Below are 26,121 nucleotides of genomic sequence, written 5' to 3' on the forward strand. Positions count from 1 at the left end.
GCTCTAGCTCCGTTCCGGCACGCCGAAGCGCTGGAACAACAAGGGTAAAAGAATCAGCGTCAGCAGCGTGGCCGAGACTAGTCCGCCGATGACGACAATGGCCAGGGGCCGCTGGATTTCCGAACCGGGACCGGTCGCCAGCAACAGCGGGATCAGGCCGAAGCCGGTGATGCAGGCGGTCATCATGACCGGCCGGAAGCGGCGTAATGCGCCTTCGGTGACGACTTCCACCAGCGCCGCGCCGCGCGCCACCATCTGGTTGAAGCAAGTGATCATCACCAGTCCGTTAAGCACCGCGATACCCATCAGTGCAATGAAGCCAATGGATGCCGGTACCGATAGATACTCGCCAGTAACAGCGAGGGCGATCACGCCGCCGAGCAGCGCAAACGGAATATTGACGAACACCAGCAGCGACTGCCGCACGCTGCCCAGCGTCGTGAACAGCAAAAAGAAAATCAGCGCCAGCGCGATCGGCACGACGATGGCCAGCCGCGCCGCAGCCCGTTGCTGGTTCTCGAACTGGCCACCCCACGACAAGCGATAACCGGCCGGCAGCTTGACCTGTTGCGCCACCTTCGCCCTGGCTTCATCGACAAAGCCGACCAGATCGCGTTCGCGCACATTGGCCCGCACGACCACCATGCGCGACGAATTTTCGCGTTCGACCTTGACCGGCCCGTCGACCGTGCGCAGCCTGGCCAGCTGGCTCAATGCGACCGTGCTGCCATCGGCCACCGGCAAACGCAACTGGCTGAACAGGGTCGCTGACATATGCAACGCATCGCTGCCACGAATGAGCAACGGCACACGCTTGCCGTCTTCAATGACGATGCCACTGCTGCGGCCTTCGACCAACGTGCGCAAATCATTCTGGATTTGCTCGACGCTAAAGCCGAAGCGTCCGGCGGCAGCGCGGTCGATATCCACCTGCAGGTATTGCACGCCTTCGTTTTTCACGGTCAGTACATCCTGGCTACCGGTGATGCCGCTGACGGTCTTGACGATCTGGTCGGCCAGTTTGGTGAGTACCGTATTGTCGGCACCATAGACCTTGATGGCGAGGTCGCCGCGTACGCCCGACAGCATTTCGGAGGTGCGCATTTCGATCGGCTGCGTGAAGCTGAAGTTCATGCCGGGGAAGGTGGCGGCGACGCGGCGCAGGCTATCGATGAGCGCGTCCTTGTTCTTGCTTTTCCATTGCTCGCGCGGCTTGAGGACCAGGAAGGTATCGGTCTCGTTGAGGCCCATCGGGTCCAGCCCGAGTTCGTCGGAGCCCGCGCGAGCGACAATGCTCAGTACGTCGGGCACTTCGGCGAGCAGGCGTTTCTGGATCGCCAGATCAAGCCGTGCGGATTCCTGCAGATTGATCGAGGGTAGCTTTTCGACCTGCATGATGATGTCGCCTTCATCGAGTGTCGGCATGAAGGATTTGCCGATCAGCGGGAACAGGGCGGCACTGACTGCCAGCGCGACCAGCGCAGCGATGAAGACTGCGCGGGAATGCGCCAGCGAGCGCGTCAGCAGTGCGCGGTAACCGGCTTCGAGCTTGCGCACCAGCCACGGTGCCGGGCCATGGGTTTCCTTGAGCACGAACGAGGCGAGTACCGGAATAACGGTCAGCGACAGCACTAGCGATGCCGCCAGCGCAAAGGTGATCGTCATCGCCACCGGCGCAAACAGTTTGCCTTCGAGACCCTGCAGCGACAGCAGCGGCAGGAACACGATCATGATGACGATCATGCCGGCCGTGACCGGCACGGCCACTTCTCGTACCGCCCGGTAGATCACATGCAGACGCGACAGCTTCGGACCATCGTGTGCGTTGCCGCTATGGGCTTCGATGTTCTCGACGACCACCACGGCGGCATCGACCAGCATGCCGATGGCAATCGCCAGTCCACCCAGTGACATCAGGTTGGCGCTCAGGCCGAACGCCTGCATCAGCAGAAAAGTGCCAAGCGCAGCCAGCGGCAGAATGCTCGCCACCACCAGCGCCGAGCGCACATTGCCAAGGAACAGATAGAGCAGGATGACGACCAGAATCGTCGCTTCGCCGAGCGCACGGGTCACCGTCGAGACAGCCCGTTCGACCAGATTGCCGCGATCATAAAACGGCTTGATGGTGGTGCCGGCCGGGAGCGCCTTCTGCAATTCGGCAAGGCGTTCGCGCAACTGGCCGAGTACTTGCTGGGCATTGGCACCGCGCATGGCCAGCACCAGTCCTTCGACCGCTTCGCCTTGGCCATCCTTGGTGACCGTGCCGTAACGCGTCATCTCGCCGATGCGCACCGTGGCGACTTCGCCGACCCGGACTGCAAACCCGTCGCGCGTGCTGATCGCAATGGCGCGCACGTCGTCGAGGCTCTGGATGCTGCCGCCACTGCGCACCAGCAGTGATTCTTCACCGGCACCGAGTCGACCGGCACCGTCGTTGCGGTTGTTGGTGTCGAGCGCTGTCTGCAATTGCGCCAGCGATAGCTTGCGTGCAGCGAGTGCCTCGACGTTCGGCACGACTTCATAACTGCGCACCATGCCGCCGAGTGAATTGACATCGGCCACGCCGGGGATATTGCGCAATTGCGGACGGATGGTCCACTCCAGCAGACTGCGTTTTTCCATCAGCGACAGCGGACCTTCGATCGTGAACATGTAGATTTCACCGAGCGGCGTGGTGATCGGCGCGAGGCCGCCACTGACCGAAGCCGGCATGTCTTTCATCACGTTGGCGAGTCGTTCGCTGACTTGCTGGCGGGCCCAGTAGACATCGGTGCCATCCTGAAAATCAAGCGTGATGTCGGCGATCGCGTACTTCGATTGCGAGCGCAGCATCACCTGCTTGTTGATGCCGAGCAGTTCCTGTTCGATCGGCGCGACGATGCGCATTTCGACTTCTTCCGGCGTCATGCCGGGAGCTTTCAGGATCAGCTTGACCTGGGTGCTGGAGACATCCGGAAAAGCATCGATGGGCAAATTACGAAATGCCTGGATGCCGGCACCAATCAGTACCAGCGTGACGACGAGCACCAGCAAACGCTGGGCCAGCGAAAAGGCAATCAGGCGGGCCAGCATCAAGGTGCTCCGTCAGCGCCGAGGCCGATCCATGCACCCTTGAGTGCGACCAATCCCTTGACGGCGACCGGATTGCCGGCCACCAGTTTGCCGGTGACAGCGACCGGGTCGGTGGCACCAGCGGAGGCACCAGCGGCCACCTCGACCTTGACCGCTTCAAAGCCGGTCGCATTGCGCACAAAGACAAACGATGCCTCGCCATTGCGCACGATGGCAGCAGCCGGTACACGCAGGCCCGTCGCGCCGGCCGTGCCCTGCGTGGTGGCTTCGATAAATTCATTGAGCTTGAGGCAGTCATCGGTCGCGGTTGGCACCGCGCGCACCAGCGTGCTCTGGTTGGTGCTGTTGACCTGCGCCGATACCGCAATCACTTTGGCGCTGCCGCAGTGGTTCAGTTGCAGCATGTCGCCAGTGCGGATCAAGGCGGCTTGCTGGCGCGAAGCCTGAAACTCGATCCAGCGTGCGCCATCCTTGCTGACGGTGGCCAGTGGCATGCCGGCTTCGATGCGCTGGCCCGGCGTCATTGTCACTTCCTGCAAGGTGCCGCGCACGCCGGCGACTATCGTGACGGTCGGCGACAGCGTATTGCTGCTGACCAGTGCGCGGATCGCCGCGTCACCGATGCCGGCAGCGCGCAAGGCCTGATAGCGTTCTTTCGCGGCGATGCCGGCTTGCTGCGCTGCGCCGCGACTGTCCTGCACCCGCGACAACGCAATGATGCCTTCCTTGAGCAGGTTCTCGTTACGCGCCAGCTTGTCTTGTGCCAGCCGCGCCGCGATGGCCAGGTGCAGGTAATCGCGCTGCATTTCCATCAATGGCTGGCTAAACAGGGTCGCTACCGGCGTGCTGGCCTTGACCTGCTGTAACGACTGCACATGAATTTGTCGGACCACGCCGCTGACGACAGCACTGATGACGGTAATGGCATTGGTCGGCGCGACAACGGTACCGGCCAGGACCTGACCGCCCGTGCCGCCAGCGCTGCTGACGACAGGTGCGGTGGCGATACCGGCGCGCAGGATCTGTTCTGCATTCAACGTAATTTGGCCGGGTGCAGCAGCCTGCGCGGCCATGGCCAGCATGGCGGTGGCGACCAGCGCCGGGAGGTGACGTACTTGCAGGGACATGGCATCACTCATCAGGGTTTTGAATGGGACGGAGTGTGGGGGGCGATTGTTAAGGGATTCTTAATGGCATGCGGTTGTGCTGAACAAGGTCCACAGAAATCACATGGACACTGGTCAAGGTGTGTCCGATGGCGTGACATCGCGCCTGCGGCCTTGATTGCAGAAAGCAATGGCAGGTTCCGCCTTGCCGATTAGTCAGTCAGTTATCAAACATGATGGCTACTTTGTTGCCACCTTGTTGCCGATTTTTCGACTGCTAAAAGTTCACAAAATTTGTTGCTCAAGCCAGTCTCAACCTGCATATAATGCTTCAAGGAAACATTTTGTTGTGTTTTCAGACGAACAAAATGCTGTGTGGAAGTTTTATACCGTAAAGGATTCGCTATGAGCGCCATCGCCTCTTCCCCTCTTCTTGTTTTGACCGCGCCGACTGTCCAGCCCAGTCTTAGCAGCATTACGGCGGTACCTATTACCGATGCCGATGCGGCGCGTTTCCTGGCGCAGGCATCCATGGGAGCGAGTCGCGAGTTGATCAGCCAGGTCAAATCCAAAGGCTATGCTGGCTGGCTCGACGGGCAGTTTGCGATGGCCGGCTCGGGCGCGCGCTGGGACTGGCTGGTGGCGAAAGGTTTCAATGCCATTGCCAAAAAAAATACCGAAGAAGGTTTCGATGCGGTCGTCTGGCGCAAGCTACTCAGCGCACCCGACACACTGCGTCAGCGTATTACGCTGGCCCTGTCGGAAATCCTCGTGGTTGCCATCGATGGTCTGGTCGGTGCTCGCTGGCGTTCTTTTTCGGCGGCTGCCTATCTCGATCTGCTCGAGGTCCATGCTTTCGGCAATTACCGCACGTTGCTTGGCGCCGTCTCAACGAGCGCACCGATGGGGCAATTTCTGACCTTTCGCGGTAATGTGAAGGCCGATCCGGTGACTGGTTCTCATCCGGACGAAAACTATGCACGCGAACTGATGCAGCTATTTACTATTGGCCTCGTCAAGCTTAACCAGGACGGTACCCCTGTCACGGTCAACGGGGCACCCGCCTACACGTATTCGCAGGATGATGTCAGCGCTCTTGCCCGCGTCTTCACCGGATGGGATTTCGACATGGCTGGCGGCGACGGGTCGACACCCGACTTCCTGCGCCGGCCAATGAAACAGATTCCTGCGCGGCATGATACTGGCGCGGTCAGTTTCCTTGGAGGCACAGTCGGAGCGGGTCTGGGCGGTGCGGATGCGCTGCGCGCCGCGCTCGACATCCTCTTTGCCCATCCTAATCTGGCACCGTTCATTAGCCGGCAACTGATACAGCGCCTTGTGACCAGCAATCCAAGCTCTGCGTTTGTGGCGCGTATCAGTGCCGTGTTCAGCAACGATGGCAGCAACGTCAGAGGCAATCTGAAAGCCGTGATTCGCGCCTTGTTGCTCGATCCGGAGGCGCGTACCAGGCAGTCGTCGCCTGGTACCGGCAAGCTGCGCGAACCGATATTGCGTCTGACAGCTTGGGCGCGCGCTTGCGCGGTCACTTCCGCCAGTGATACCTGGGCGATCGGCAACACGTCGGACCCGGCCACGCGATTGGGCCAGAGTCCGCTGCGTTCGCCTTCGGTATTCAATTTTTTCCGGCCCGGCTACGTGCCGCCCGGCAGCGCAATCGCCAGCGCCGGTCTGGTCGCGCCGGAATTCCAGATCGCCAACGAGTCCTCGGTTGTGGGCTACGTCAATTTCATGCAGCACCTGATCGGCCCCGGTATCGGCGACCTGCTTCCCAACTACACGTCTTGGCAGTCACTGGCCAATAACGGTGCCAGTCTGATCGCCGAATTGAATACGGTAGTGGCAGCAGGGCAGCTTGATCCATCGACCGTGACGCTGATCGTGAACGTGATTAATGGCATGCCGGCGGGGGCCGGGGTGCTCCTGCTCAATCGCGTCAAGGTAGCGCTGGTGCTGGTGTTGGCCGCGCCCGAATTCATCGTGCTGAAATAGCCAGGACAGGAATAATCATGACCAAGATCAAGAACATCAATGCCTCCCGCCGGGCTTTTCTGCAACGGGCGTCCGTGTTGTCGGTGGCCGGAAGCGCCACACCCTGGATGTTGAATCTGGCGTCGATGGCCGAAGCCTCCGCCGCGACCGCCACTGACTACAAGGCCATCGTCTGTGTGTTCCTCTATGGTGGTAACGATTACGGCAATACGCTGATTCCGTACGACGCGACCAATTACAACGCTTACAACAACCTGCGCCCGAAACTTGCCTACAGCCGCAGCAGTCTGGGGTCGACCATCCTCGCGCCGCAAACAGCCCCGGTCGATGCGGCGGGCTTTAGCCGGCAATACGCGATGGCACCCGAGTTGGCACCGCTGGTGCCGTTGTTCAACGCAGGCAAACTGGGTGTGATTCTCAATGTCGGCACGCTGGTGCAGCCAACTACGAAAGCGCAATACACGAACAAGTCGGTACCGCTGCCACCCAAGCTGTTCTCGCACAACGACCAGCAATCGATCTGGCAATCCTCGACACCGGAGGGCGCGACATCCGGTTGGGGTGGTCGCATCGGCGACCTGTTTGCGGCTGGCAACGGCAATGCAACGTTCACCTGCGTCAACGTCTCTGGCAACGCGGTCTTTTTGTCGGGCAATACGGCGGTGCAATATCAGGTATCGAGCAGCGGATCGGTTCCTTTTAGCGCATTCGAGAAGCCCCTGTTCGGCTCGTCGGCTGCCAGCAATGCGCTGCAAAAGATGATTACGCAGCCGCGTACCAATCTGCTTGAACTGGAATACAACCGCATCACCAAACGGTCGATTGATGCCAATGGCGTCCTTGGCGCGGCGCTGGCCAACGGGCGCGTGATTAACACGCCATTCCCGGTTGATAACAGTCTGGCTGGCCAACTGCAGATGGTGGCCAGGATGATCGCCAATGCCGGCGCGCTGGGCGCTAAACGGCAGGTCTTTTTCGTTTCGTTGGGTGGGTTCGATACCCACGACGGCTTGGATACTGTCCATCCGAAATTGATGAAAACGGTCGCTGATGCGATGTCGGCGTTTTATGCGGCCACCGTCGAACTGGGTGTCGCCAACCAGGTCACCAGTTTCACGGCGTCCGACTTCGGCCGTACCCTGACGGTCAACACGGACGGCTCCGACCACGGCTGGGGCAGCATGCATTTCGTCATGGGCGGGGCAGTGCGGGGTCAGCGTTACTTCGGCACGCCACCCGCCGTGGCCAGCAATGGCCCGGATGATGTGGGCCAGGGACGATTGCTGCCGACCACCTCGGTTGATCAGTACGCCGCGACACTGGGTGCGTGGATGGGCTTGTCGAGCAGCAACCTGATGACGTTGCTGCCCAACTTGAGCGGGTATAACTTTTCCGCACGTAACCTCGGATTCGTCTGAGGGGAGCGCAGTCATGATTTGGGAAGAATGCAGGCCTGCAAGGGGGGGGGGGAATGGCCTGGCATCGGAAATGGAAATCAAGTCGCCAATACGGATATTTTTTTCATCAAAACTCGATCCAATCAGTATTTTCTTTGCTTTATTTACTTCTTCAATTTCATCATGCAAAGACTTATTGGTAAATTATTAAGACATTACCAAGTCAATCGTAACGATACGCCCACAGCACCCACAGCACCAACAGCGCCCATAGATCCGCAAGGAGCCGTCGCAGGGATCGATCGTCGCAGATGTGCAAAAAGGGTGTCGAGTTCGGCCTGAACGCTCATACGCATACCAGTCAACAGTTCGGGAACGAGAGGTGATAAAGGCAGTTTGCAGCAGCGCGTAAAGGCAGTCGGATGAGCGCCATGTCGAGCGAAATGAAGAAATTCATCGGAGCGCAAGTAATCGGCAAAGTCGGCAAAGTCGGCAAAGTCGGTGGCAAGAGTCATAATTGGCGGTACGAAATAAAAAGCTCACTTTAAGCCGATTTTCTTAATTCGATGTCAAACGAAAACCGGGCTTAGCTTGTTATTGATCATATTAATTCTCAGCCTGGATGGATTGGGGTCTAACCCGTTCCTGTTATGTGTGTGACACATGGTGAGCCCGTATTTTCGCCAAATGGACAAGCAAACCTTAAGGAATGCTGATGGAGATACGGGTAAAGAATGGTGGAAAAAGCGAATTCTGATTTGTAATGAACCGGACACGAGTTGAGTAAAGAGACAACATCACTCGACGCGAAAGCAGGCTAACTTTCACCTGGTTTTTCTTGACGAGATAGCTGGTAAAACCTTCAGTGGAGGAAAAGCAAATGACCGCGTAAAACGGTGGTGCATCCTCCGGCAACCCGTCGCCCTGGTTGGATATCAAGTGGCGCAGATGTCAACGGAAAGTCAGAAAGCCGCAAGCCTGTATCGTGAAAGCTGCGAAGCCGGCCCACCGCTTGGAGGCTTTGAAAGGCTTGATCCGTATGCCGGGAAACCGGCCTGTCCGGTTCTCAGAGGGCTGGAAGCGGGTAACCGCTTCCAGCTACTCGACACCCTCGAAAAATTTTGTGGCCACAAATCGGAGAGCACATGCGCGACGATCCTGCCACTGCTGGCGTCGATCGCCAAATGGAGCGTGCGCCATGTCCGGCGCGACTTCGCGCCATGTTTTGCTGCCAGCCATTGACCCGCGCCGAAGACCTCCAGGCCGGTACTGTCGACCAACACATGCAACGGTCAGTTCGGTGCCGCTGCTGTTTTCAGTTACAGCAAGCCGACCGATCGGCGACTAACCTTCGTGCGATCCGGGGCAGTGACCGTTAGATTCATCAACGTCAGTACCGACGCCATCAAGCCTTCTATTTGATGCAACGCCATCTTGAAGACGGTACGCCGCATCAAGCACGTTTCAATGTCGATGCTCTGAAATCGTGCCTGTCCAACCGGTCCAACGCCTTGCCATTGGGCCAGTGCCGCATCGTCAATCCACCAAGTCAGGCTGTCACGTCGCCGCAGTTCCGCTTCCTATTCCGGCCGGTTTTTACCTTGAATTTCATCTTCAGGATTTGATGGCGGCGGTCGGTATTGTGCTTGTTTGGCATCAGGAAATGCTCGGCAAAAATTTACGAATATTGTCAAATTTGCCCTTCCCGGATTTGAAGTGCACCTACGCCACTGTTGACCGAGCACTCATGGTCGTCGAATATTTTTATTGTGAAATATTGTTAAATCCAAATCTTTTTCTTTAGACAATACCGGACTATTAGTCGTCTTTTGATGCAACTAGTCAGTTGTATCGCAGGGTATTGATGACTTATTATTTATTAAATTTAATATCTGTTAAATAAAATAATAGAAATATGAATTAATTAATCGGTGGTCAATTTCTAAAGCTTCAATTCGCCTCGTAGCGCAATTTTTAATGTTTTTGCTCGCCGGTACTTACGGGCGTAATAAGTTCGCGCCAGACACTAAGAAGCGTCCGAAGAATTTTATAAATTAATGCCAATTACGGTTTTTCCGGGAATTTCAATTAAACGAATTAGGGGATGGAAGAAGATGAAGCCGACTCACCGAAGAGAACTTTTGCAAAAAACGACATTGCGCCCAGTGGCCAGCGCTTGCATCATCCTGGGTCTGATTCTGGGGGGCGCGGCATTCGCACCATCTTCCATCGCTGGTGCCGGTTGGGCCGATAACATCGACAAAGCGGGTAACCCCTTCAAGCAGGGCACCTTCTTTGCAAACAGCCCGCAAGGTATCCAGGCTGACTACAGTCCTAACGCAGCACCAGGGGCGACGCGCGATACCGGTACCGCACTGAGGAAGTTTGTCGACAATTTACCCATGGTGGACGGTTACACCACCAACCCGACATTGCTGGCTGCTAATCCCAGCTTGCTGGGGAAGCACATCCCCACAGCCATCAAGGAAAACGTCGGTCCCAACGGTTACTCGGTGTCTTTTCCCGATGCTGATTATTATGAGATCGCCGTGGTCGAATACCGTGAGCAATTGCATGCCGATCTGCCGCCCGTCGTAAAAACTGGCAACGTCGTCACCGGCGGCACTACGCTGCGCGGCTACATACAGATCGCCACGGCTAACCTGCCTTCCGGTACCAAAACGTACCAGTTGTTCTACCTGAATGGCACACCGATCCCGGATAACAAAGGCCAGCCTGTGTTCGGCGTTGGCGACAAGCCTCACTACCTCGGTCCTGTCATCGATAGCCAGTCCGGTGTGCCGGTGCGCCTGAGGTTTGACAATTACCTGCCCACCGGTCGCTTTGATCCGTTGACCAATACCCGTGGCGGTGACACTTTTATCCCTACCGATGTGACGGTGCCTGGTGCCGGACTCGGCCCGCTCGGTGCGGCCAATCCTGCTGCGCCCCTGAGCGTGGAGATGTATTCGCAAAACCGCACCATGATCCACTTGCATGGTGGTGACACACCTTGGATTTCGGATGGTCAGCCGCACTCCTGGATCACGCCCGCCGGCGAGACCGGAACGCCGTATTTGCGCGGTGAAACCACGCAAAACGTCCCTGACATGCCTGATTTTGGCGCTGGTACCCAGACCTACTACTACCCGAACAACCAGAGTGCCCGCATGCAGTGGTATCACGACCATACCTATGCAGCAACCCGCATCAACGTCTACGCAGGTGTGGTTTCGGCCTTCATGATTCACGATGCCACCGAAGCCAAAATGAAAGCCGCCGGCGGCGCCCTGGCCGGAATGGACGAAATCCCGCTCATTTACGAAACCAAGACCTTCGTTCCGAAGGACATCAGCATCGAAGATTCCAAGTGGAACACGGATGCCAATGGCAACCCCAAGCAACGCTGGGGCACGTATGGCGACCTGTGGTTCCCGCACGTCTATGAAGCCAATCAGAATCCCAATTCCATGGACGGTACCAACCCTGCCGGCCGATGGGACTACGGTCCCTGGTTCTGGCCAGTATTCCCTGCGCCATTGGCCTTGCCTGCGGGTGACGTCGATAACGCCAGCGCCGTACAGGAAGCCTACAACGACACACCGCTGATCAACGGCGTTGCCTATCCCAAGCTCAATGTCGAACCTAAAGCCTATCGCTTCCGCCTGCTAAATATGGACGGTCAGCGCTATGTCAACCTGGGTCTGTATGTGGCCGAGCCGCTCAGTCTGGGTCTCGTCGATGGCGGCAGCGGTTACACGTCGGCCCCGGCTGTCACCATTGCGGCAGCGGCTGGCGGCACTGGCGCCGCCACGGCCACCGCGCTGATTGACTCTACCGGTGCGGTGGTCGGTTTTAGCAATGTCATGGTGAGCGTGCCTTTCAGTGCGGCGCCTACGGTGACGATTGCTGCTTCGGACACTGGTGTTGCCGCGAGCGCCATTGCATCGGTCAACACGGAAGTGCCGATGGTGCCTGCCGTGGCACCGGCCGGGGTAACACCCTATGGCGTCAATACCTACGACGGCCGACCAGGCGGCATTCCCGATCCGCTCGCCATCGGCCCGAACATCATCCAGATCGGCACCGAGGGCGGCTTCCTGGCCCAGCCAAACGTGATCCGCTCGACGCCGGTGTCTTTCCAGCAGTTGCGGCGCATCGTGACGGTGCTCAACGTACTGGACCACGGTCTGTACCTCGGGCCGGCCGAGCGTGCCGATCTGGTTATCGATTTCTCGCAATATGCGGGCAAGACCCTGATCCTGTACAACGATAGCCCGGCACCGAACCCTGGCTTTGACGCGCGTGTCGACTACTACACCGGCGACCTCGACCAGACCGGTGCTGGCGGTGCACCGTCTACGATGCCAGGGCAAGGACCCAACACGCGTACGATCATGCGCATCAATGTCGCGGCGACCCAGGCGGGCGGCGCGGCACCAGCACCAGCATTCGATCCTGCCGGTACTGGCGGACCTTTTGCCGCTGCGCTGCCTATGGCAAAACGTTCCAGGACAACCTTGGCCGCATCTATACCGGTACGACCACGCAGCCTAACTTTACGATGTCGTCGCCTGGCGTGCAGACCATTACCGGCTTCGCTGTCGACAGTCAGGGTACCGGGTACACAGCCGTTCCTACCGTTACTTTAGTCGGTGGTCTCGACCCGGCCGTACCGACCGCCGTGGCTGCTACTGCACACGCCGTGCTGGATGTGGCCGGCCAGCGGCTGTCAAGCATCGTGCTCGACACCAAGGGCGGGCCTTACATCAGCGCCCCTTCCGTGGTGCTCAACAACGGTACCGCGGGCACGAACACGGGTGGGATCGGTGCATCGGCGTCGGTGATTACCTCCACAACCCAGTCTTGGAAAGTGCAGAACAAGGGTATCCAGGAACTGTTCGACCAGAATTACGGCCGCATGAATGCGACTTTTTCGATCGAACTGCCGTACACCTCAGTGCTGACGCAAACCACGATTCCGGTGGGTTATGTCGATCCTCCGACCGAGCAAATCGCCGATGGCGAGACGCAGATCTGGAAGGTGACGCACAACGGCGTCGACACCCATGTGGTGCACTTCCACCTGTTTAACGTGCAGGTCGTCAACCGTGTGGGCTGGGACGGTACTGTCGTGGCGCTCGACCCGGGCGAATTTGGCTGGAAAGAAACCGTCAAGATGAATCCTTTGGAGGACATCTATCTGGCGATCAAACCGAAGTCACCGAAAGTCCCGTTTGGCGTCCCGCAATCGATCCGGGCCCTCGATCCAACCCAGCCCCTTGGCGTATCGACCGGTTTCAGCCAGGTTGATCCGACGACCGGACTAGCGACCACCGTTGTGAACGAAATGCACAACTTCGACTGGGAATACATCTGGCATTGCCATATTCTTGGCCATGAAGAAAATGACTTCATGCGTGTGATCTCGTTTAACTTTGGCGCAGTGGTACCAGATCCGGTCACCGGCGTGACGTTCAACCAGGGAACCCAGCAGGTGACCTGGACCGACACGACCCCGGCCGGATCGGCAACCACCCTGGGCAACAAGAAAAACGAACTGGGCTTCCTGGTCCAGCGTTCGGACGATGGTGTCGTATGGAATTCCAACATCGTCAGCGGTGCCTGGACCACGTCCACATTACCGGCAACAATCCCGCAATCGGCGGCTCAGGCAACCCAGAATCCTGACAATGTGATGCCGACGGTAACGGCCGCCAATGCCACCTCGTGGTCCGATACGGTCGCTCCTGCACCGACCACGCAATACCGCGTCGTGTCCTTCAACTCGGCAGGTTATTCGCTGGCGTCGGCAACGGCGGGTGCCCCTGGTCCTGTCAACACGCTCGCCGGATCGGTCGGGCTCTGGAACCCGACGGTCAACGAAGTCGTCGCTCCTGGTCAGACCGCCATCGTGGGTGGTTTCCCGGTCACCCTGACGTGGGCCGCCGCGACCATACCCGCCAGCGGGTATGCCATCACCCGTTCGGGCGGCCTGACAGCCACTGGCACGGCAACGCTGCCGGTGAGCTTTACTGTGCCCAGCACGGCGACGACCTTTAACGATCCGGGCGTGCAGCAAATTTCTTCGTACACCTATTCGATCGTCGGCATGAACGGAACGCTGAAAGGCGCCTCCACCCAGGTTGTGGTCAACACGCTTTGGGCTCCGGCTCCGGCACTGCCCGCCAATCCAACGGCCAGCACCCTGAACGGCGCAGCGGTCCAGCTGAACTGGACCGCCCCGGCCTCGTCACAGTTCATCACGGCCTACCAGGTCACCCGCACCGATATTTCGGTTGCTCCCCTGGTGGCTGCGATGCCAACCGTGTTTCAGGTCACGCAGGTGATTAACCCGCTCTCGGGCACCATCATCACACCGGTCACCAGCTATCTGGATTCCTCCACGGTCGCCGGCCATACCTACAGCTATGCGGTGCAGGCACTCAACGGTACCAGCGTGGGCGCTGCCCGCGCGGTAACCATCCTGGCTGCTTTTGCCCTGCCACCAGCGGTCGGTTCAGTCAGTCTGGCCGCGACCAGCGCCACATCGGTAACGGTCAACTGGCCATCGCAGCCAACGGGAACGTCGACTACTGGCTACCTGATCAATCGCACCAACGGCGCGACGATCGTCGCACTTGCGGTTCCAGCGGGTGTAAAAAACAGCTTTACTGACTTGACTGCGGTGCCCAACACCACCTACAGCTACAGTGTGCAGTGGGTCAACGGCCCTAACGCCAGTACCGCGTCAACGGCCACCGTCACTACCCCTTATGCCCTGGCCGGCGCCATCACCAACCTGGCCGGAGTCCAGAGCGGCGCATCAGTCGCACTGACATGGACGGCACCTGCAGCGGGAACGGTCACGTCCTATACCGTGACCCGATGCCTGCAATCCGCGCTCAATGCCAACTGCACGAACGCTTCCAGCGTCTTTGCTGTCCTGTCCAGCGCGGTAACGGCTGCCACCTTCGTCGATGCGACGGCGGTTGCTCCTAACGCTTACACCTATCAGGTGATTGCATCCAACGGGCCGATTAACAAGTCGGTGCCCGCAACGGTAGCAGTGGCGGTGTCGACAGTGCTTGCCACGCCTGGATTTACTGCCGCACCAGTTGTATCGTCTGGCTCGGTGTCCGTGACCTGGGTTGCCAGTGCGGCCCCGGTAACCGGCTATGCGGTGCAGCGTTCGTCCGACAACGGCGTAACCTGGAGCCAGATTGGTACCACAGCCACGCGCACGGCGGTGACTTTTGCCGATAGCACGGTGGTGCTGGGCACGACCTACCTCTACCGCATCTTCGCAACGCAGACCGTAGGTAGTGTCCTGGTAAGGTCTGCCCCGTCCGTTACACAGACTGCCGCCTACCTTGTCCAAAGTGCGCCGGTGATGGCAGCCAGCGTGTACGCCGGAACGGCGGCGGCACCAACGGTGAAGCTGAACTGGACCGAGACCCCCAACGCAGGCCCGGCCGTAACTGGCTTCGAGGTCTACCGCGATGGCGTGCTGGTGATAACCACGGCAAAAGGTGCTGGAACCTACACCGACACCACGGTGCCCGGTGTTCACACCTACATCGTGCTTGCCAAGAACGTGGTGGGTGCCTCGGCGTCGACGGCGACCACGACTGCCAGCCTGGTGGTGCAAGCCGCTCCGGTGCTGGTCGCCGCGACAGTCACCAGCGCCACCGCAACCGCTGTGTCATGGACTGAACCAGCGATTACGACGGCTCCACCAGTGACGGCATTCCAGGTATGGGCCTCGGTCAATGGCGCTGCCGCTGTGCAAATGGGTGCCAACACGGCAGCCGGTGCAGCGTCGGCCAACGTCACCACGATCGCTGGCGTCACCTACGTGTTCTCGGTCAAGGCAGTCAACCTGATCGGTACCAGCGCAGCATCGAACACCAGCGCATTGGTGTCAGATACTGTGCCGACGACGCTGGGAGCACCTGTTGCAAGCTTCGTGAGCCCGACGTCGACCAGCCTGTCCTGGACTGCGGCGACGGTCACTGCAGGTGCCCCGGCGATCACCGGTTACAACGTGTACAACGGCACGACCCTGCTAACCGCTACGGTACTGGGTGCGGCAGTCAATTCCTACACGGCCACTACGGCGGTGGGCACTACCTACAACTTCAACGTCAAGGCGGTGAATGCAGTGGGTAGCTCGGTTGTCGGCATCAGCACAACGGTCGTCAATACCGTGCCTGCCACGCCGGTGGCACCGACCCTGGCATCGGCGACGCTGAACAGCGCGAGTCTGGCCACGGACACGCTGGTGGTGACCTGGACACCGGTTGCCAACACCGTCAATGGCCAGCCTGTGAAGACCTTCTACATTGACTACGCGACCAACGCCGGCTTTACCACCGGCCTGGTGACGCAGACAGTGCAGGTGCCAGCGGGTAGCACTCTGACCGGTGCACAGTCGGCAACGTTTACTGCAGTAGCGCGCGGTACGACCTCCCCGACGGCACCGTCTGCAGCAGCTTACTTCCGGGTCCGGGCGGCAAATGCGGTCGGTACCTCTGCTAACGGTACGTCGCTGGTGGTGGCCAAAGGTCTCCTCAAGTAACACGTAGCAGGAGAAATGACGACGCCACCCGCAAGGGTGGTGTCGCCCCTTCACGTTAAATAAAGCGTAGCCGACATGAACATTTTAAAAACAGCTGGCGTACTGGCGGTGCTTCTGATGGCAACGTCGGTGCAGGCCGATGAACGCCAGGAACTGCGCGAACAGGACAAGCTGAGCTACAGCATCGGCATGGATGTGGCCCGCAACTTCAAGAAAAGTGATGTGCCGCTTGATGCCGACATGGTGATGCTGGGTATAAAGAATGGTCTGGCCAATGAGCGGCCGTTACTTTCTGAAAGGGAGTTTCGCAAGGTCATCGGCGAGTTTCAGTTGCAAACCCGCCAGCGTACCGCCGCAAACATCCGTGTGCTGACTGCCGAGAACCGCAAGCAATCAGCAGAATTTTTACAGAATAACAAAAGCAAGGACGGGGTCGTTACGCTGTCCGGTGGCTTGCAGTACAAGGTATTGCAAGCTGGTCAGGGCGCGCTGCCCAAGGATTCCGACACCGTCATCCTGAATTACCGCGGCAGCCTGCTCGACGGCACCCAGTTTGACAGTACCGAGCCCGGAAAACCGGGCAAGGCGAATCTGTACGACCTTTTCAATGGCCTGCGTGCCGGCGTCAAGCAGATGGCGGTGGGCTCGCACTGGACGCTCTGGATTCCTCCCCAGCTGGCCTATGGTGAGCGCGGTGTGGGCAATGACATCGGTCCGAACGCGTTGCTGGTCTATGACGTCGAGCTGGTTGGTATTGGCAAGAGCCCACAATGATGCGTAATGCGCTGCGTTTCCCTTGTTCGCTTGCCATGCTGCTGGTGTGGTTGTGCCTGCCGTGCCTGGTGTTGGGCGCTGACGATGGCCTGGTCGAGCAGGGACGCAAAATTTACACCCAGGGACTGCTGGTGTCGGGTCAGCGCCTGGAGGCCAATCGCGGCGATGGCGAGCGCCTCGGCGGCCAGCAGGCGGCCTGCATCAGTTGCCATCGCGCCAGTGGCATGGGCAGTGTCGAAGGGACGCAGCGCGTTTCGGCGATCAACCAGCGCTATCTGTTTGCCATGGACGGCGACCTTGTCATGGCCAACATGGACGGGCGACGCGGCAAGACCGTGAACCAGTCCCATGCACCTTATACCGACGCGAGCCTGGCGCGGGCTCTGGACGAAGGCATCGCCGTCGATCATCGCGTGCTGAGTACTGTCATGCCCCGTTTCTCCCTGACACCGCAGGATCTTGCTGCACTGTCCGCCTACCTGCGGCAACTTTCTTCGGCGTATTCGCCCGGCGTCAGCAAGCAGACGATTCGCTTTGCCAGCATCATTACGCCCGACGTTTCGCCCAAGCGCCGCGAGATTTTCAAGGCCATGCTGCAGGCGGCACTGGTCTCGAAAAACAGCAGCACCTCGCCACGCAAGCGTTACATGACGTCAGCAGCGAGCTTTGCCACGCAAACCGAGCGGCGATGGGAGGTGCAGGTCTGGGAGCTCAACGGTGCGCCAGAAACATGGGGCGCACAGCTAACGGCGTTCTACAACGCATGGCCCGTGTTTGCGGTGCTCTCCGGCGTTGCTGATTCGACCTGGGCACCGGTCGACGCATTTTGCAAGACCGAGAAAATTCCGTGCTGGTTTCCAATTACGGCGGTGCCGACTGCCGGTACGGCCGGATATGGGCTGTATTTTTCACGTGGCGTGGAGCTGCAGGCACAGGTGCTTGCACGCTATCTCCACAGCAAACGCACGCTTGCCGCGGGCGTCGCTGCGGCCCGGCGGCCGGCACGTGTCGTGCAGATTCATTCAGGCGGTTCCGGCGATGTCGCTGCACAAGCCTTCAGGCAAGCCCTCGAACAGGACGGCATGGATGTCATGACGACGGCACTGCCGACAGATGAAGCACTGGCGCCGGTCGCATTACGCGCTGCGCTGAAGGCTGTGCGACCAGACGATGCGGTGGCCCTGTGGCTGGCACCGCATCAGTTGCAATGGCTTGCGGCCATCAAGCCGCCCGCCGGGGTGCAGTTCTATGTGTCGGGCAGCCAGGCTGATTCTGGCAACGATCTGGCCCCAGCGTGGAAACCGGTTTCGTTTCAGGTGTACCCGTATGAGTTGCCCCAGCTGCGCGGCGCTAACCTCGCATATTTGTATTCCTGGCTGAAGCTGCGCAACCTGCCACTGGTGGATGAACCGCTTCAGTCCGAACTGTTTTTTGCGTTGAACCTGATGACGGACACCTTGCAGGACATGCTCGATAACTTGTATCGGGATTACCTGATCGAGCGTACCGAGGACATGCTGGGCAAGCGCGAAGCCAGCAAAGTGGAACAGGAAAACCGGGACCGCGTCACGCTAGGCCGCATGGCGCATGCGGCCGTGGTGACGGAAATGGTCAAAGGGCGTGTAGTGAGTGAGGCGGGCAATGCCCAGGATGCCCAGAAACGTGCCTTTGGTTCAGGCGACAGTGCAGGAACCACGGTCTACCCGCACCTGACGCTCGGACCAGGCCAGCGTTTCGCCTCACGTGGTGCCTATATCGTGCGCGCTTCCCCGAATGGCGAGCAGCTGACTGCTGTCTCCGACTGGATCATCCCTTAACCCTTTTTTGGCTATTTATGAAACTCACACTCTTTTTCATATCGTCGTCACTGTCCCTGGTGCTGGGCTCTGCTGCGGCACAAACAGGGGTGGCATCGTTTGCCACGCCGCTGGCGGCAACCGGTTATGCGGTTGGCGTCGACATGGTGCGCAATTTTAAGTCTCAGGGCGTCACTTTTGATCTCGACGAAGTGATTCATGGATTACGCGACGCCGCCAGCGGGGCCGCCGTGCAGCTGTCCGATGCCGAGATCAAGCGTCTGGTCAATGAGCTCGAATCGGATGTGCGCCAGAAGATGGTACAGGCGCGCAAACTGCAGGCCGAATCGAACCAGAAAGCCGGTGCCGAATTTCTTGAAAAAAATGCCAAAAATCCTGCGGTCACCACTTTACGTAGCGGTCTGCAATACCAGGTGCTCAAGGCCGGGACGGGCACCACGCCGGTGGATGGGTCGACAGTCGTGGTCAATTACCGCGGACAGCTGGTCGATGGCCATGAGTTTGATGCGTCGCCTCCAGGAATGCCTTCCACCTTGCGCCTCTCTGAAATCATTCCCGGCTGGCGTGAAGCGCTCAAGCTCATGCCGGCCGGATCGAAATGGCAGTTGGCAATTCCAGCGGCGCTGGCCTATGGAGAGCGTGGTGCCGGCCGGATCATCGGGCCAAATCAGAGCTTGCGTTTTGATGTCGAGCTGCTTGAAGTGAAATAGTTATCTAACCGGTCAAGGTGAATTCAACATGAAATTACACATTAGCATCCTGAGCGCCAACTCCATCTGGCTGGTCTGTGCCCTGCTATCGCCGGCGATGGCAGCCAATGCGATCGTCGAGACCACGACTGACACTGACAGTGTCGTGCTGAGCAACCTCGATACGCAAGACTCGCAGGAAACACCGGTCGCCGATATCGCGGGCCCGGCGGCGCAGCCAACAACCGGTGCCATGGCGCGGTTGCGTAATGCCGCAGAAGCGGGGCAGGGGCTTGCCGTAAGCGGAAATGCAACGGCCGGATCTGCGCCGCGCCCTACACGCGCAGAACTGGCAGCCACAGCGCAGCCGGATGGCGCCCACGATGCCGAATCGCGTCCGGCACAGCAACAGTATCTGGACCTCATGCTCAAGCAGGCAAGTTTCAACGGTGGTCCCAATGGCAATCTGGCTTCAGCGCGCAAGTACCTGAGAGTCGATCGTGAAAGCTTTGTTAACGCAGTCAAAAATTAGGAATCAGATGCAAAAACTATTCTTGGATTTGCAGCGGCGCTTTGGCGGCCGTTGCCTGTTGGCTTCGCTGCTGCTCGCCGGCAGTGCCTTGGCATGGGCACACGAGGGCCACCAGAAGACGGACACTGGCCCGACCTTGAAACGCAGCGAGGTGGTGCTCACTGCAGCCACTGGAAAGCTGGTACGTCAGGATGGTGTGACGGTCGACCTGAAAAAACTGCTCGACAACGGCAAGCCGGTCGTCGTCGCGTTCATCTATACGTCCTGTACCGCAGTGTGTCCAATCACGAGCCACATCCTGGCGGAAACCCAGAAACTGTTGGGCGACGATTTCGGCAAGGTGCAGATGCTGTCGGTGTCCATTGATCCGGAGTTCGATACGCCGGCAGTGCTCGCCGCCTACAGCCGCTCGCTGGGGGCGAAACCGCAATGGCAGCATTACACCGGAAGCCTGCCTAACATCGTGGCCGTGCAAAAGGCCTTTCACGTGTATCGCGGCGACAAAATGAACCACGACTCCCTGATTTTTGTAGGCAACGGCAACAACAAGGACTGGGTACGCTTTGAAGGCTTCCCGACGGCCGAACAGCTGGTCAAAGAGCTGCATGTTCAGAACAAGAGCTAAACGGTGACCATGCACAGAGGTCGCGGCTTTACGCTTTTGGAATTGCTGGTGGTAATGGTGATCATCGGCCTGCTGGTGGGCTATGTGGCGCCCATGTATTTCAAACAGGTGGGCAAGTCCGAGGTGAAGGTTGCACGGGCCCAGATAGAGTCCTTTGGCAAGGCCCTGGACCAGTACCGGCTCGACACCGGCCATTACCCGACTACCGAGCAAGGGCTGGCCGCACTGGTGACGAAGCAGGCCGACGAGCCCCGCTGGGATGGCCCCTACCTGAAAAAAGGCGTGCCCTCTGACCCCTGGGGGGCGCAGTACACCTACAAGCGGCCGGGTACGCATGGCGAGTACGACCTTGTCTCTTTCGGCAAGGATGGTGTGCCTGGTGGCACTGGCGAAGATGCCGACCTCGGTAGCTGGGAGTAACCCGGTGCGTGCCGCAATCCCAAGGACAACTTAGCCTCTCATGCGATTCACTATTCGTTCAATTGACCGCTCTGCTGCCGTCAGTACCCTGACGCTGGACGCGCCGAGCAGGGAACTTGCCCTGAAGGCGGCCACCGAGCGTGGCTTGCGCGTTCTGTCGGTCGAGAATGCCCGCGCCGTCAGACTGCCTGGAGCCCGCCGGGCTGGCGGCGATTTTCCTGTGGGGCAGTTCAGTCAGGAGTTGCTGACGCTGCTCAATGCTGGCCTGGCACTGGTGGAATCGATTGAGACGCTGAGTGAAAAAGAGACCCGCATCGAACGCAAGGACATTCTGGACTCGCTGGTGACGGATCTGTTTCGCGGCAACTCGCTGTCGAATGCGCTGGCGCAGTTTCCGGCCAGCTTCCCGGCCCTGTTTGTGGCCACGGTACGCGCCAGTGAACGCACCGGGGGCCTGCCCGAAGCCCTCGAGAAGTACGTGGCTTACCAGTATCAGATCGACACGGTAAAAAAGAAGATCATCAGCGCCAGCATTTACCCGGTGTTGCTGATGGTCGTGGGCACGCTGGTGATTGCTTTTTTGATGGGTTATGTGGTGCCGCGTTTTGCCAAAATCTTTGAAGACCTGGGTGGTGAAATTCCGTGGATGTCGAGGCTGCTAATTGGCTGGGGCCACTTTGCCCATGACTACGGGCTGATGTTGCTGATCGCCGTTGGTCTGAGCCTTGCCGGCCTGGGCCTCTGGATCACACGACCGCAGACGCCGGCCCGGATTGTCAGGGTCTTGCAACGCCTTCCGGCTCTGGGCGAGCGCATCCGCATCTACCAGCTGGCACGCTTTTACCGGTCGCTGGGCATGCTGCTGCGCGGCGGCATGTCGGCCGTGGCGTCGCTGGAACTGGTGTCCGATTTGCTGCCCGGTGCATTGAGTCGGCAATTGAAGATTGCTACCCAGTTGATTCGGGAGGGCACGCCAATTTCACAAGCCATGGAAAAGACCGGCCTGACCAGCGCCGTCTCGGCGCGCATGCTGCGCGTAGGCGAACGGACCGGGCAAATGGGCGAAATGATGGAGCGCATTGCCTTGTTTTACGATAATGAAATCAGCCAGTGGATTGACTGGTTCGTCAAACTCTTTGAACCGCTGTTGATGGCCTTCATCGGTCTGGTCATCGGCTTCATCGTGGTGGTGATGTACTTCCCGATCTTTGAACTGGCAGGAAGCATCCGATGACCCAGAATATCAGCGCGACACGCCCGGGCTTCATGGACGCACTGCATCAGGCGCAAGCCCTGTCGATGCAGGAAAACCGCCCCCTGGCAGAGACATGGCAGCAGGTCCTCGGACTTGAGAATGCGCAGTTTTTAGATGTCGTGGGGCAGCAGGTCGGCTTGCCGCTGGTGTCGATGACGTCCATTCAGGCGATGGCCGCAGCCATCGGGCTGATGTCGTTTTCCGACATGCTGCGCCACGAATGCCTGCTGCTGCGCGACGCCGACGGTGCGCTCTGCCTGGTCGTCTCCGATCCCTTTGACCAGAAGTTGCGGCAGTGGGCCGATGCCCACCTGGATTTTCCCTACCGCAAATGCCTGGCGCACCGCAGCGACATCGCTGCCTGCCTGACGCAGCAGGAAAAAGGTTTGCGTGCCATGGAGTCACTGGGCGGGCAAAGCGGCAATGTCTCCGCTCCCGGTGAATCAGTCAGAGAGCTGAGTTTTCGCACCATCAGCGAAGATGCCAGCCCGGTCATCAAATTCGTCAACTCGACGATTTTCGATGCCGTGCGCGCCGGTGCCAGTGACATCCATCTGGAGTCGAACAATGCCGGTATGGTCATTAAATACCGTATCGACGGGGTACTCAGCATGGTCGGTTCGGCGGCTACGGCCGAGTTGGCCGAGCAAACCATTTCGCGTATCAAGGTGATGTCGGAGCTCGATATTTCCGAGCGCCGGGTACCGCAGGACGGGCGCTTTCGCGTCAACCTGCAGGGGCGTCTGATTGACTTGCGGGTTTCCATTATCCCCAGCATTCACGGCGAGGACGCTGTGCTGCGGATTCTGGACAAGCAGTCGCTCAACGACCAGATGAAGGGCTTGCAGTTGACGACGCTGGGTTTTGACGAAGACGTTGCTGCCGTGCTGCGGGGCCTGGCAGCCGAGCCCTACGGGATGATGCTGGTCACCGGCCCGACCGGCAGCGGCAAAACAACCACGCTCTATGCGGCCATTTCCGAAATCAATACCGGCTCGGAAAAGATCGTCACGATTGAAGACCCGGTCGAATACCAGTTGCCCGGCGTGCTGCAGATCCCTGTCAACGAAAAAAAGGGACTGACCTTTGCGCGCGGCCTGCGCTCGATCCTGCGTCATGACCCTGACAAGATCATGGTGGGCGAAATCCGCGATCCGGAGACGGCGCAGATTGCCATCCAGTCGGCCCTGACCGGCCACCTGGTGTTCACCACTGTGCATGCGAACAATGTGTTCGACGTCATTGGTCGCTTCATGCACATGGACGTCGACATGTACAGCCTGGTTTCGGCTCTCAATGGCGTGGTGGCGCAGCGACTGCTGCGGGTCAACTGCAAGCATTGCGAGGCGCCGGACCACCCGGGTTCTGATCTGCTGAAGGCTTCGGGGCTGCATGAAGACGACATCGGAAGCTGGTGTTTTCGCGCCGGCAAGGGCTGTGGTCACTGCCGCGGCAGCGGTTTCAAGGGGCGCAAGGCAATTGCCGAGTTGCTCCTCCTGAATGACGAAATTCGTGAACTGATTGTGGCGCGTGCGCCGATCCGTCAACTGAAAAAAGCAGCCCAGAGCAATGGGACGCGGCTGCTGCGGGAATCGGCCCTGGACCTGGTACGCAAAGGCGAAACCACTTTAAGCGAGATCAATCGTGTCACTTTTATCACCTAATACCCTGGCGCTATACGTCGCACCGGATCGCATCCAGTCGGTGAGGACCGCGGGGCTGAGACGGCGTCCGGTCGCAGCGGATCAGCACGACGCATCGGTGCAGGCCGACGACAACTGGCATGGCCTGGTGGCGGTTGGCACGGAGCTGGTGCGCGCATCCCAGGCCAGACGGCTACATGTCGTCCTGTCGGATAAGCTGGCACGCTATGCCTGCGTTTCCTGGCGTCCCGAGCTGCGCAATGCGCAGGAAGACCTCGCCATGGCCGCACTGAATTTTGATGACGTGCATGGCGCCGGTGCCAGTGCCGACTGGCATTTCGGTTTCAGTACAGCCAGGCCAGGCCAGTCGCGCCTTTCGATTGCCATTCCGAAAACATTGTTTGCTCAGTTACAAGACAACCTTGGGCTGGCCCGATGCCAGGTTGCGTCCATCCAGACCGCGTTTTCTGCCACCCTGCAAGCCCACCGCAAGGTATTGGGCAGCAGTGGCTGGCTGATGAATCTGGAGGACGGGCGCCTGACGCTGGGCTGCTGGACCAAGCACGTGTGGAACTGGGTTTATTCGGTGCATGCCGACATTCACAGTCCCGAAGATCTGCTGCAGCGTGTGCGCCAGGAGATCATGCTGGCGGCTACGCGTTCCGAGGCGGCGTCGCTCCTGCAGATTTTTGTGCATGCACCGGCCCTTGAGCATCTGCCCTTTGGCACTTTGAGCGGGGTGCAGTTTATTGTCCTGAAAACACCGCCTGGCGAGCCGGGTGTCAGGCATGCCTTTGCTCTTCTGGGGGCCCGGGCATGAAGGAGTTTTACTTTGATCTGATTGCCTTGCCGCGAAGCGTACGCCGGACGCGCGCGGTGATGCTGCTCGCGGGCGTGCTGGCGCTGGCTGCCGTGCTGGCGTACTGGCAGGCCGTGCAGCGCCCTGAACTTGTTCGGCAACGCCAGCAAGTGCAGACGCAAATGGCCCGGCTTAGTGATGTCCCGCAGGCTGCCAGCCGGGACCCCAAAGATCTCATGCAAGCCTGGCAACGCGCGTACGGTGCATCAGTGCAACTGGGCGTACCGTGGCAAAGTTTTTTTGTGCAACTGGGCAACGCTTCAAAAGCTGGCGAGGTGGCGTTTATCTCGATCGAGCCGGATTCGAAAAAGGGCTACGTAGTGCTGGTCGCAGAGGCCCGGTCGCTCGATTCGATGCTGCAATTTGTGAGTGATTTGCAGGCCAGCGCCGACTTTCCGCAGGTGGCTTTGCAGTCACACGCCATCAACAAGGATGTACCCGAGAAGCCGGTACGGTTCCGCGTCACTGCCAAATGGAAATCGACCGAATGATTAATATGGCCTGGCAACGCCAGCTGACCTATCGTCTGAACCAGATCGGCATGACGGGCTGTGCCGGTCTGGTCATGTTGCTTCTGGCTGCGCTGGCTTCTTACACGCTGGTGCGTGCGGGTCATCAGGAAACGGCCAGCACACAGCGCAAGCTGCAATCGATCCGGCAGCAGCTTGCCCTTAAAAGCAGTCTGCCGCTTCACTCGGCACTGAATCATGAAGAACAGTTGCGTGTGTTCTATACCGGCTTTGCACAAATCGACAAGCTGCCCGATACCCTGAAACGCGTCTACAAAGCAGCCGGCGAGCAGGGGCTGACTCTCGAGAGCGGCGAGTACGCGCGGCTGCAAACCGGTACAGACAGGCTGGCACAGTTTCGGGTCTCGTTGCCAGTCAAAGGCAGCTTCATGCAGATCCTGTCCTTTATGGAAAAGGTACTTCAGGAGAACAGCAATATCGCCCTTGAGAACATTGTTTTCAAGCGTGACAGGGTCTCCGATGAGGTACTTGATGCCAGGCTGGTGTATCTGGTCTACATGGACACGCAACCATGACCCCCGGCCAGACCAGACTGTGCATCGCCGGCGGCGCGGTGCTGACTTGCGCCTTGATCTGGTTTGCACCCGGTCAGGGTGAACCGACGGTGTCGGAGCCGGCCAAGAGTAGCGGTACACCCCGGTTGCGCATTGCTGCCGGCCGCGGTGGCGCGGCGGATGCAGCCGTCAAACCCCTGGAGCAGACGCTGAAAAGTACCCGGGCCGACATTGACACCAAAGATGCCAGCACGTTGTTTGCCAAGGGCACCTGGGTGGTCATCCCGCCGGTGCCCCCGCCGGTACGGATGCCACCC

21 protein-coding genes are annotated in these 26,121 nt (G+C 59.2%); 17 read left to right on the forward strand and 4 right to left on the reverse strand.

The genetic code is table 11. The features are described 5' to 3' along the window. Window positions 1–3: 3 nt before the first annotated feature. Together QN370_RS04110 and QN370_RS04115 are read right to left on the reverse strand one after the other, a co-directional pair. Window positions 4–3,072, reverse strand: a complete 3,069-nt coding sequence (locus QN370_RS04110; RefSeq protein ID WP_322127298.1) for a CusA/CzcA family heavy metal efflux RND transporter — start codon at window positions 3,070–3,072, stop codon at window positions 4–6. Continuing rightward, window positions 3,072–4,199, reverse strand: a complete 1,128-nt coding sequence (locus QN370_RS04115) for an efflux RND transporter periplasmic adaptor subunit (protein WP_322127299.1) — start codon at window positions 4,197–4,199, stop codon at window positions 3,072–3,074. The genes QN370_RS04110 and QN370_RS04115 overlap by 1 nt, the downstream gene beginning before the upstream one ends. 384 nt (window positions 4,200–4,583) lie before the next feature. Here QN370_RS04115 and QN370_RS04120 point away from each other — a divergent pair, with 384 nt between their 5' ends. Both QN370_RS04120 and QN370_RS04125 read left to right on the forward strand, forming a co-directional pair. Next, window positions 4,584–6,188 carry a DUF1800 domain-containing protein gene (locus QN370_RS04120; protein WP_322127300.1) on the forward strand — a complete coding sequence of 535 codons (1,605 nt, stop codon included), beginning with the start codon at window positions 4,584–4,586 and terminating at the stop codon, window positions 6,186–6,188. A gap of 17 nt (window positions 6,189–6,205) precedes the next feature. Beyond that, a complete protein-coding gene (locus tag QN370_RS04125) occupies window positions 6,206–7,606 on the forward strand; it encodes a DUF1501 domain-containing protein (protein ID WP_322127301.1) in 1,401 nt (466 codons plus the stop codon). Window positions 7,607–8,547: 941 nt separating this feature from the next. Here QN370_RS04125 and QN370_RS20690 read toward each other — a convergent pair. Together QN370_RS20690 and QN370_RS04135 are read right to left on the reverse strand one after the other, a co-directional pair. Beyond that, the gene (locus QN370_RS20690) at window positions 8,548–8,868 is read right to left on the reverse strand and encodes a hypothetical protein (RefSeq protein WP_416172171.1); all 321 of its coding nucleotides are present in this window, start codon (window positions 8,866–8,868) and stop codon (window positions 8,548–8,550) included. Between the two features lie 36 nt (window positions 8,869–8,904). Next, window positions 8,905–9,156 (reverse strand): transposase, encoded by a 252-nt coding sequence (locus QN370_RS04135; protein ID WP_322129128.1) that lies wholly within the window; start codon window positions 9,154–9,156, stop codon window positions 8,905–8,907. Here QN370_RS04135 and QN370_RS04140 point away from each other — a divergent pair. The 15 genes from QN370_RS04140 to QN370_RS04210 form a co-directional block, all read left to right on the forward strand. Continuing rightward, complete coding sequence (locus tag QN370_RS04140) at window positions 9,072–9,389, forward strand: hypothetical protein (protein WP_322127303.1); 318 nt, start codon at window positions 9,072–9,074, stop codon at window positions 9,387–9,389. The genes QN370_RS04135 and QN370_RS04140 overlap by 85 nt on opposite strands. 337 nt (window positions 9,390–9,726) lie before the next feature. Beyond that, the gene (locus tag QN370_RS04145) at window positions 9,727–12,237 is read left to right on the forward strand and encodes a hypothetical protein (protein WP_322127304.1); all 2,511 of its coding nucleotides are present in this window, start codon (window positions 9,727–9,729) and stop codon (window positions 12,235–12,237) included. Beyond that, window positions 12,150–16,166 carry a hypothetical protein gene (locus QN370_RS04150; protein ID WP_322127305.1) on the forward strand — a complete coding sequence of 1,339 codons (4,017 nt, stop codon included), beginning with the start codon at window positions 12,150–12,152 and terminating at the stop codon, window positions 16,164–16,166. Before QN370_RS04145 ends, QN370_RS04150 begins: the two co-directional genes overlap by 88 nt. A gap of 75 nt (window positions 16,167–16,241) precedes the next feature. After that, window positions 16,242–16,940, forward strand: coding sequence for an FKBP-type peptidyl-prolyl cis-trans isomerase (locus QN370_RS04155; RefSeq protein WP_322127306.1), 699 nt, complete (start codon window positions 16,242–16,244; stop codon window positions 16,938–16,940). After that, the gene (locus QN370_RS04160) at window positions 16,937–18,757 is read left to right on the forward strand and encodes a c-type cytochrome (RefSeq protein WP_322127307.1); all 1,821 of its coding nucleotides are present in this window, start codon (window positions 16,937–16,939) and stop codon (window positions 18,755–18,757) included. The genes QN370_RS04155 and QN370_RS04160 overlap by 4 nt, the downstream gene beginning before the upstream one ends. Before the next feature lie 17 nt (window positions 18,758–18,774). Then, the gene (locus QN370_RS04165) at window positions 18,775–19,467 is read left to right on the forward strand and encodes an FKBP-type peptidyl-prolyl cis-trans isomerase (protein WP_322127308.1); all 693 of its coding nucleotides are present in this window, start codon (window positions 18,775–18,777) and stop codon (window positions 19,465–19,467) included. A gap of 28 nt (window positions 19,468–19,495) precedes the next feature. Next, the gene (locus QN370_RS04170) at window positions 19,496–19,978 is read left to right on the forward strand and encodes a hypothetical protein (protein ID WP_322127309.1); all 483 of its coding nucleotides are present in this window, start codon (window positions 19,496–19,498) and stop codon (window positions 19,976–19,978) included. Then, the gene (locus QN370_RS04175; protein ID WP_322127310.1) at window positions 19,947–20,603 is read left to right on the forward strand and encodes an SCO family protein; all 657 of its coding nucleotides are present in this window, start codon (window positions 19,947–19,949) and stop codon (window positions 20,601–20,603) included. Before QN370_RS04170 ends, QN370_RS04175 begins: the two co-directional genes overlap by 32 nt. Window positions 20,604–20,612: 9 nt before the next feature. Then, window positions 20,613–21,023 (forward strand): type II secretion system major pseudopilin GspG, encoded by a 411-nt coding sequence (gspG, locus tag QN370_RS04180; protein ID WP_322129129.1) that lies wholly within the window; start codon window positions 20,613–20,615, stop codon window positions 21,021–21,023. Window positions 21,024–21,063: 40 nt separating this feature from the next. Next, complete coding sequence (locus QN370_RS04185; protein WP_322127311.1) at window positions 21,064–22,257, forward strand: type II secretion system F family protein; 1,194 nt, start codon at window positions 21,064–21,066, stop codon at window positions 22,255–22,257. Beyond that, window positions 22,254–23,942 (forward strand): GspE/PulE family protein, encoded by a 1,689-nt coding sequence (locus QN370_RS04190; protein ID WP_322127312.1) that lies wholly within the window; start codon window positions 22,254–22,256, stop codon window positions 23,940–23,942. The genes QN370_RS04185 and QN370_RS04190 overlap by 4 nt, the downstream gene beginning before the upstream one ends. Then, complete coding sequence (locus QN370_RS04195) at window positions 23,923–24,741, forward strand: hypothetical protein (protein WP_323581676.1); 819 nt, start codon at window positions 23,923–23,925, stop codon at window positions 24,739–24,741. The genes QN370_RS04190 and QN370_RS04195 overlap by 20 nt, the downstream gene beginning before the upstream one ends. Beyond that, window positions 24,738–25,271, forward strand: coding sequence for a hypothetical protein (locus tag QN370_RS04200; protein ID WP_322127314.1), 534 nt, complete (start codon window positions 24,738–24,740; stop codon window positions 25,269–25,271). Before QN370_RS04195 ends, QN370_RS04200 begins: the two co-directional genes overlap by 4 nt. Continuing rightward, on the forward strand, window positions 25,268–25,825 hold the full coding sequence (locus QN370_RS04205; RefSeq protein WP_322127315.1) for a hypothetical protein: 558 nt from the start codon (window positions 25,268–25,270) through the stop codon (window positions 25,823–25,825). The genes QN370_RS04200 and QN370_RS04205 overlap by 4 nt, the downstream gene beginning before the upstream one ends. Further along, the coding region (locus QN370_RS04210; protein WP_323581677.1) for a hypothetical protein at window positions 25,822–26,121 on the forward strand (300 nt) is incomplete at its 3' end. The genes QN370_RS04205 and QN370_RS04210, both read left to right, overlap by 4 nt.

This window comes from Actimicrobium sp. CCI2.3 (genome assembly GCF_035019065.1).
Classification (GTDB): domain Bacteria; phylum Pseudomonadota; class Gammaproteobacteria; order Burkholderiales; family Burkholderiaceae_D; genus Actimicrobium.

Bases quoted from the DNA above. Each gene is read 5' to 3' on its own strand.
- QN370_RS04110 (WP_322127298.1), bottom strand. From the start codon at position 3,072: ATGCTGGCCCGCCTGATTGCCTTTTCGCTGGCCCAGCGTTTGCTGGTG.
- QN370_RS04115 (WP_322127299.1), bottom strand. From the start codon at position 4,199: ATGTCCCTGCAAGTACGTCACCTCCCGGCGCTGGTCGCCACCGCCATG.
- QN370_RS04120 (WP_322127300.1), top strand. From the start codon at position 4,584: ATGAGCGCCATCGCCTCTTCCCCTCTTCTTGTTTTGACCGCGCCGACT.
- QN370_RS04125 (WP_322127301.1), top strand. From the start codon at position 6,206: ATGACCAAGATCAAGAACATCAATGCCTCCCGCCGGGCTTTTCTGCAA.
- QN370_RS04150 (WP_322127305.1), top strand. From the start codon at position 12,150: ATGTCGTCGCCTGGCGTGCAGACCATTACCGGCTTCGCTGTCGACAGT.
- QN370_RS04155 (WP_322127306.1), top strand. From the start codon at position 16,242: ATGAACATTTTAAAAACAGCTGGCGTACTGGCGGTGCTTCTGATGGCA.
- QN370_RS04160 (WP_322127307.1), top strand. From the start codon at position 16,937: ATGATGCGTAATGCGCTGCGTTTCCCTTGTTCGCTTGCCATGCTGCTG.
- QN370_RS04165 (WP_322127308.1), top strand. From the start codon at position 18,775: ATGAAACTCACACTCTTTTTCATATCGTCGTCACTGTCCCTGGTGCTG.
- QN370_RS04170 (WP_322127309.1), top strand. From the start codon at position 19,496: ATGAAATTACACATTAGCATCCTGAGCGCCAACTCCATCTGGCTGGTC.
- gspG (WP_322129129.1), top strand. From the start codon at position 20,613: ATGCACAGAGGTCGCGGCTTTACGCTTTTGGAATTGCTGGTGGTAATG.
- QN370_RS04185 (WP_322127311.1), top strand. From the start codon at position 21,064: ATGCGATTCACTATTCGTTCAATTGACCGCTCTGCTGCCGTCAGTACC.
- QN370_RS04190 (WP_322127312.1), top strand. From the start codon at position 22,254: ATGACCCAGAATATCAGCGCGACACGCCCGGGCTTCATGGACGCACTG.
- QN370_RS04200 (WP_322127314.1), top strand. From the start codon at position 24,738: ATGAAGGAGTTTTACTTTGATCTGATTGCCTTGCCGCGAAGCGTACGC.
- QN370_RS04205 (WP_322127315.1), top strand. From the start codon at position 25,268: ATGATTAATATGGCCTGGCAACGCCAGCTGACCTATCGTCTGAACCAG.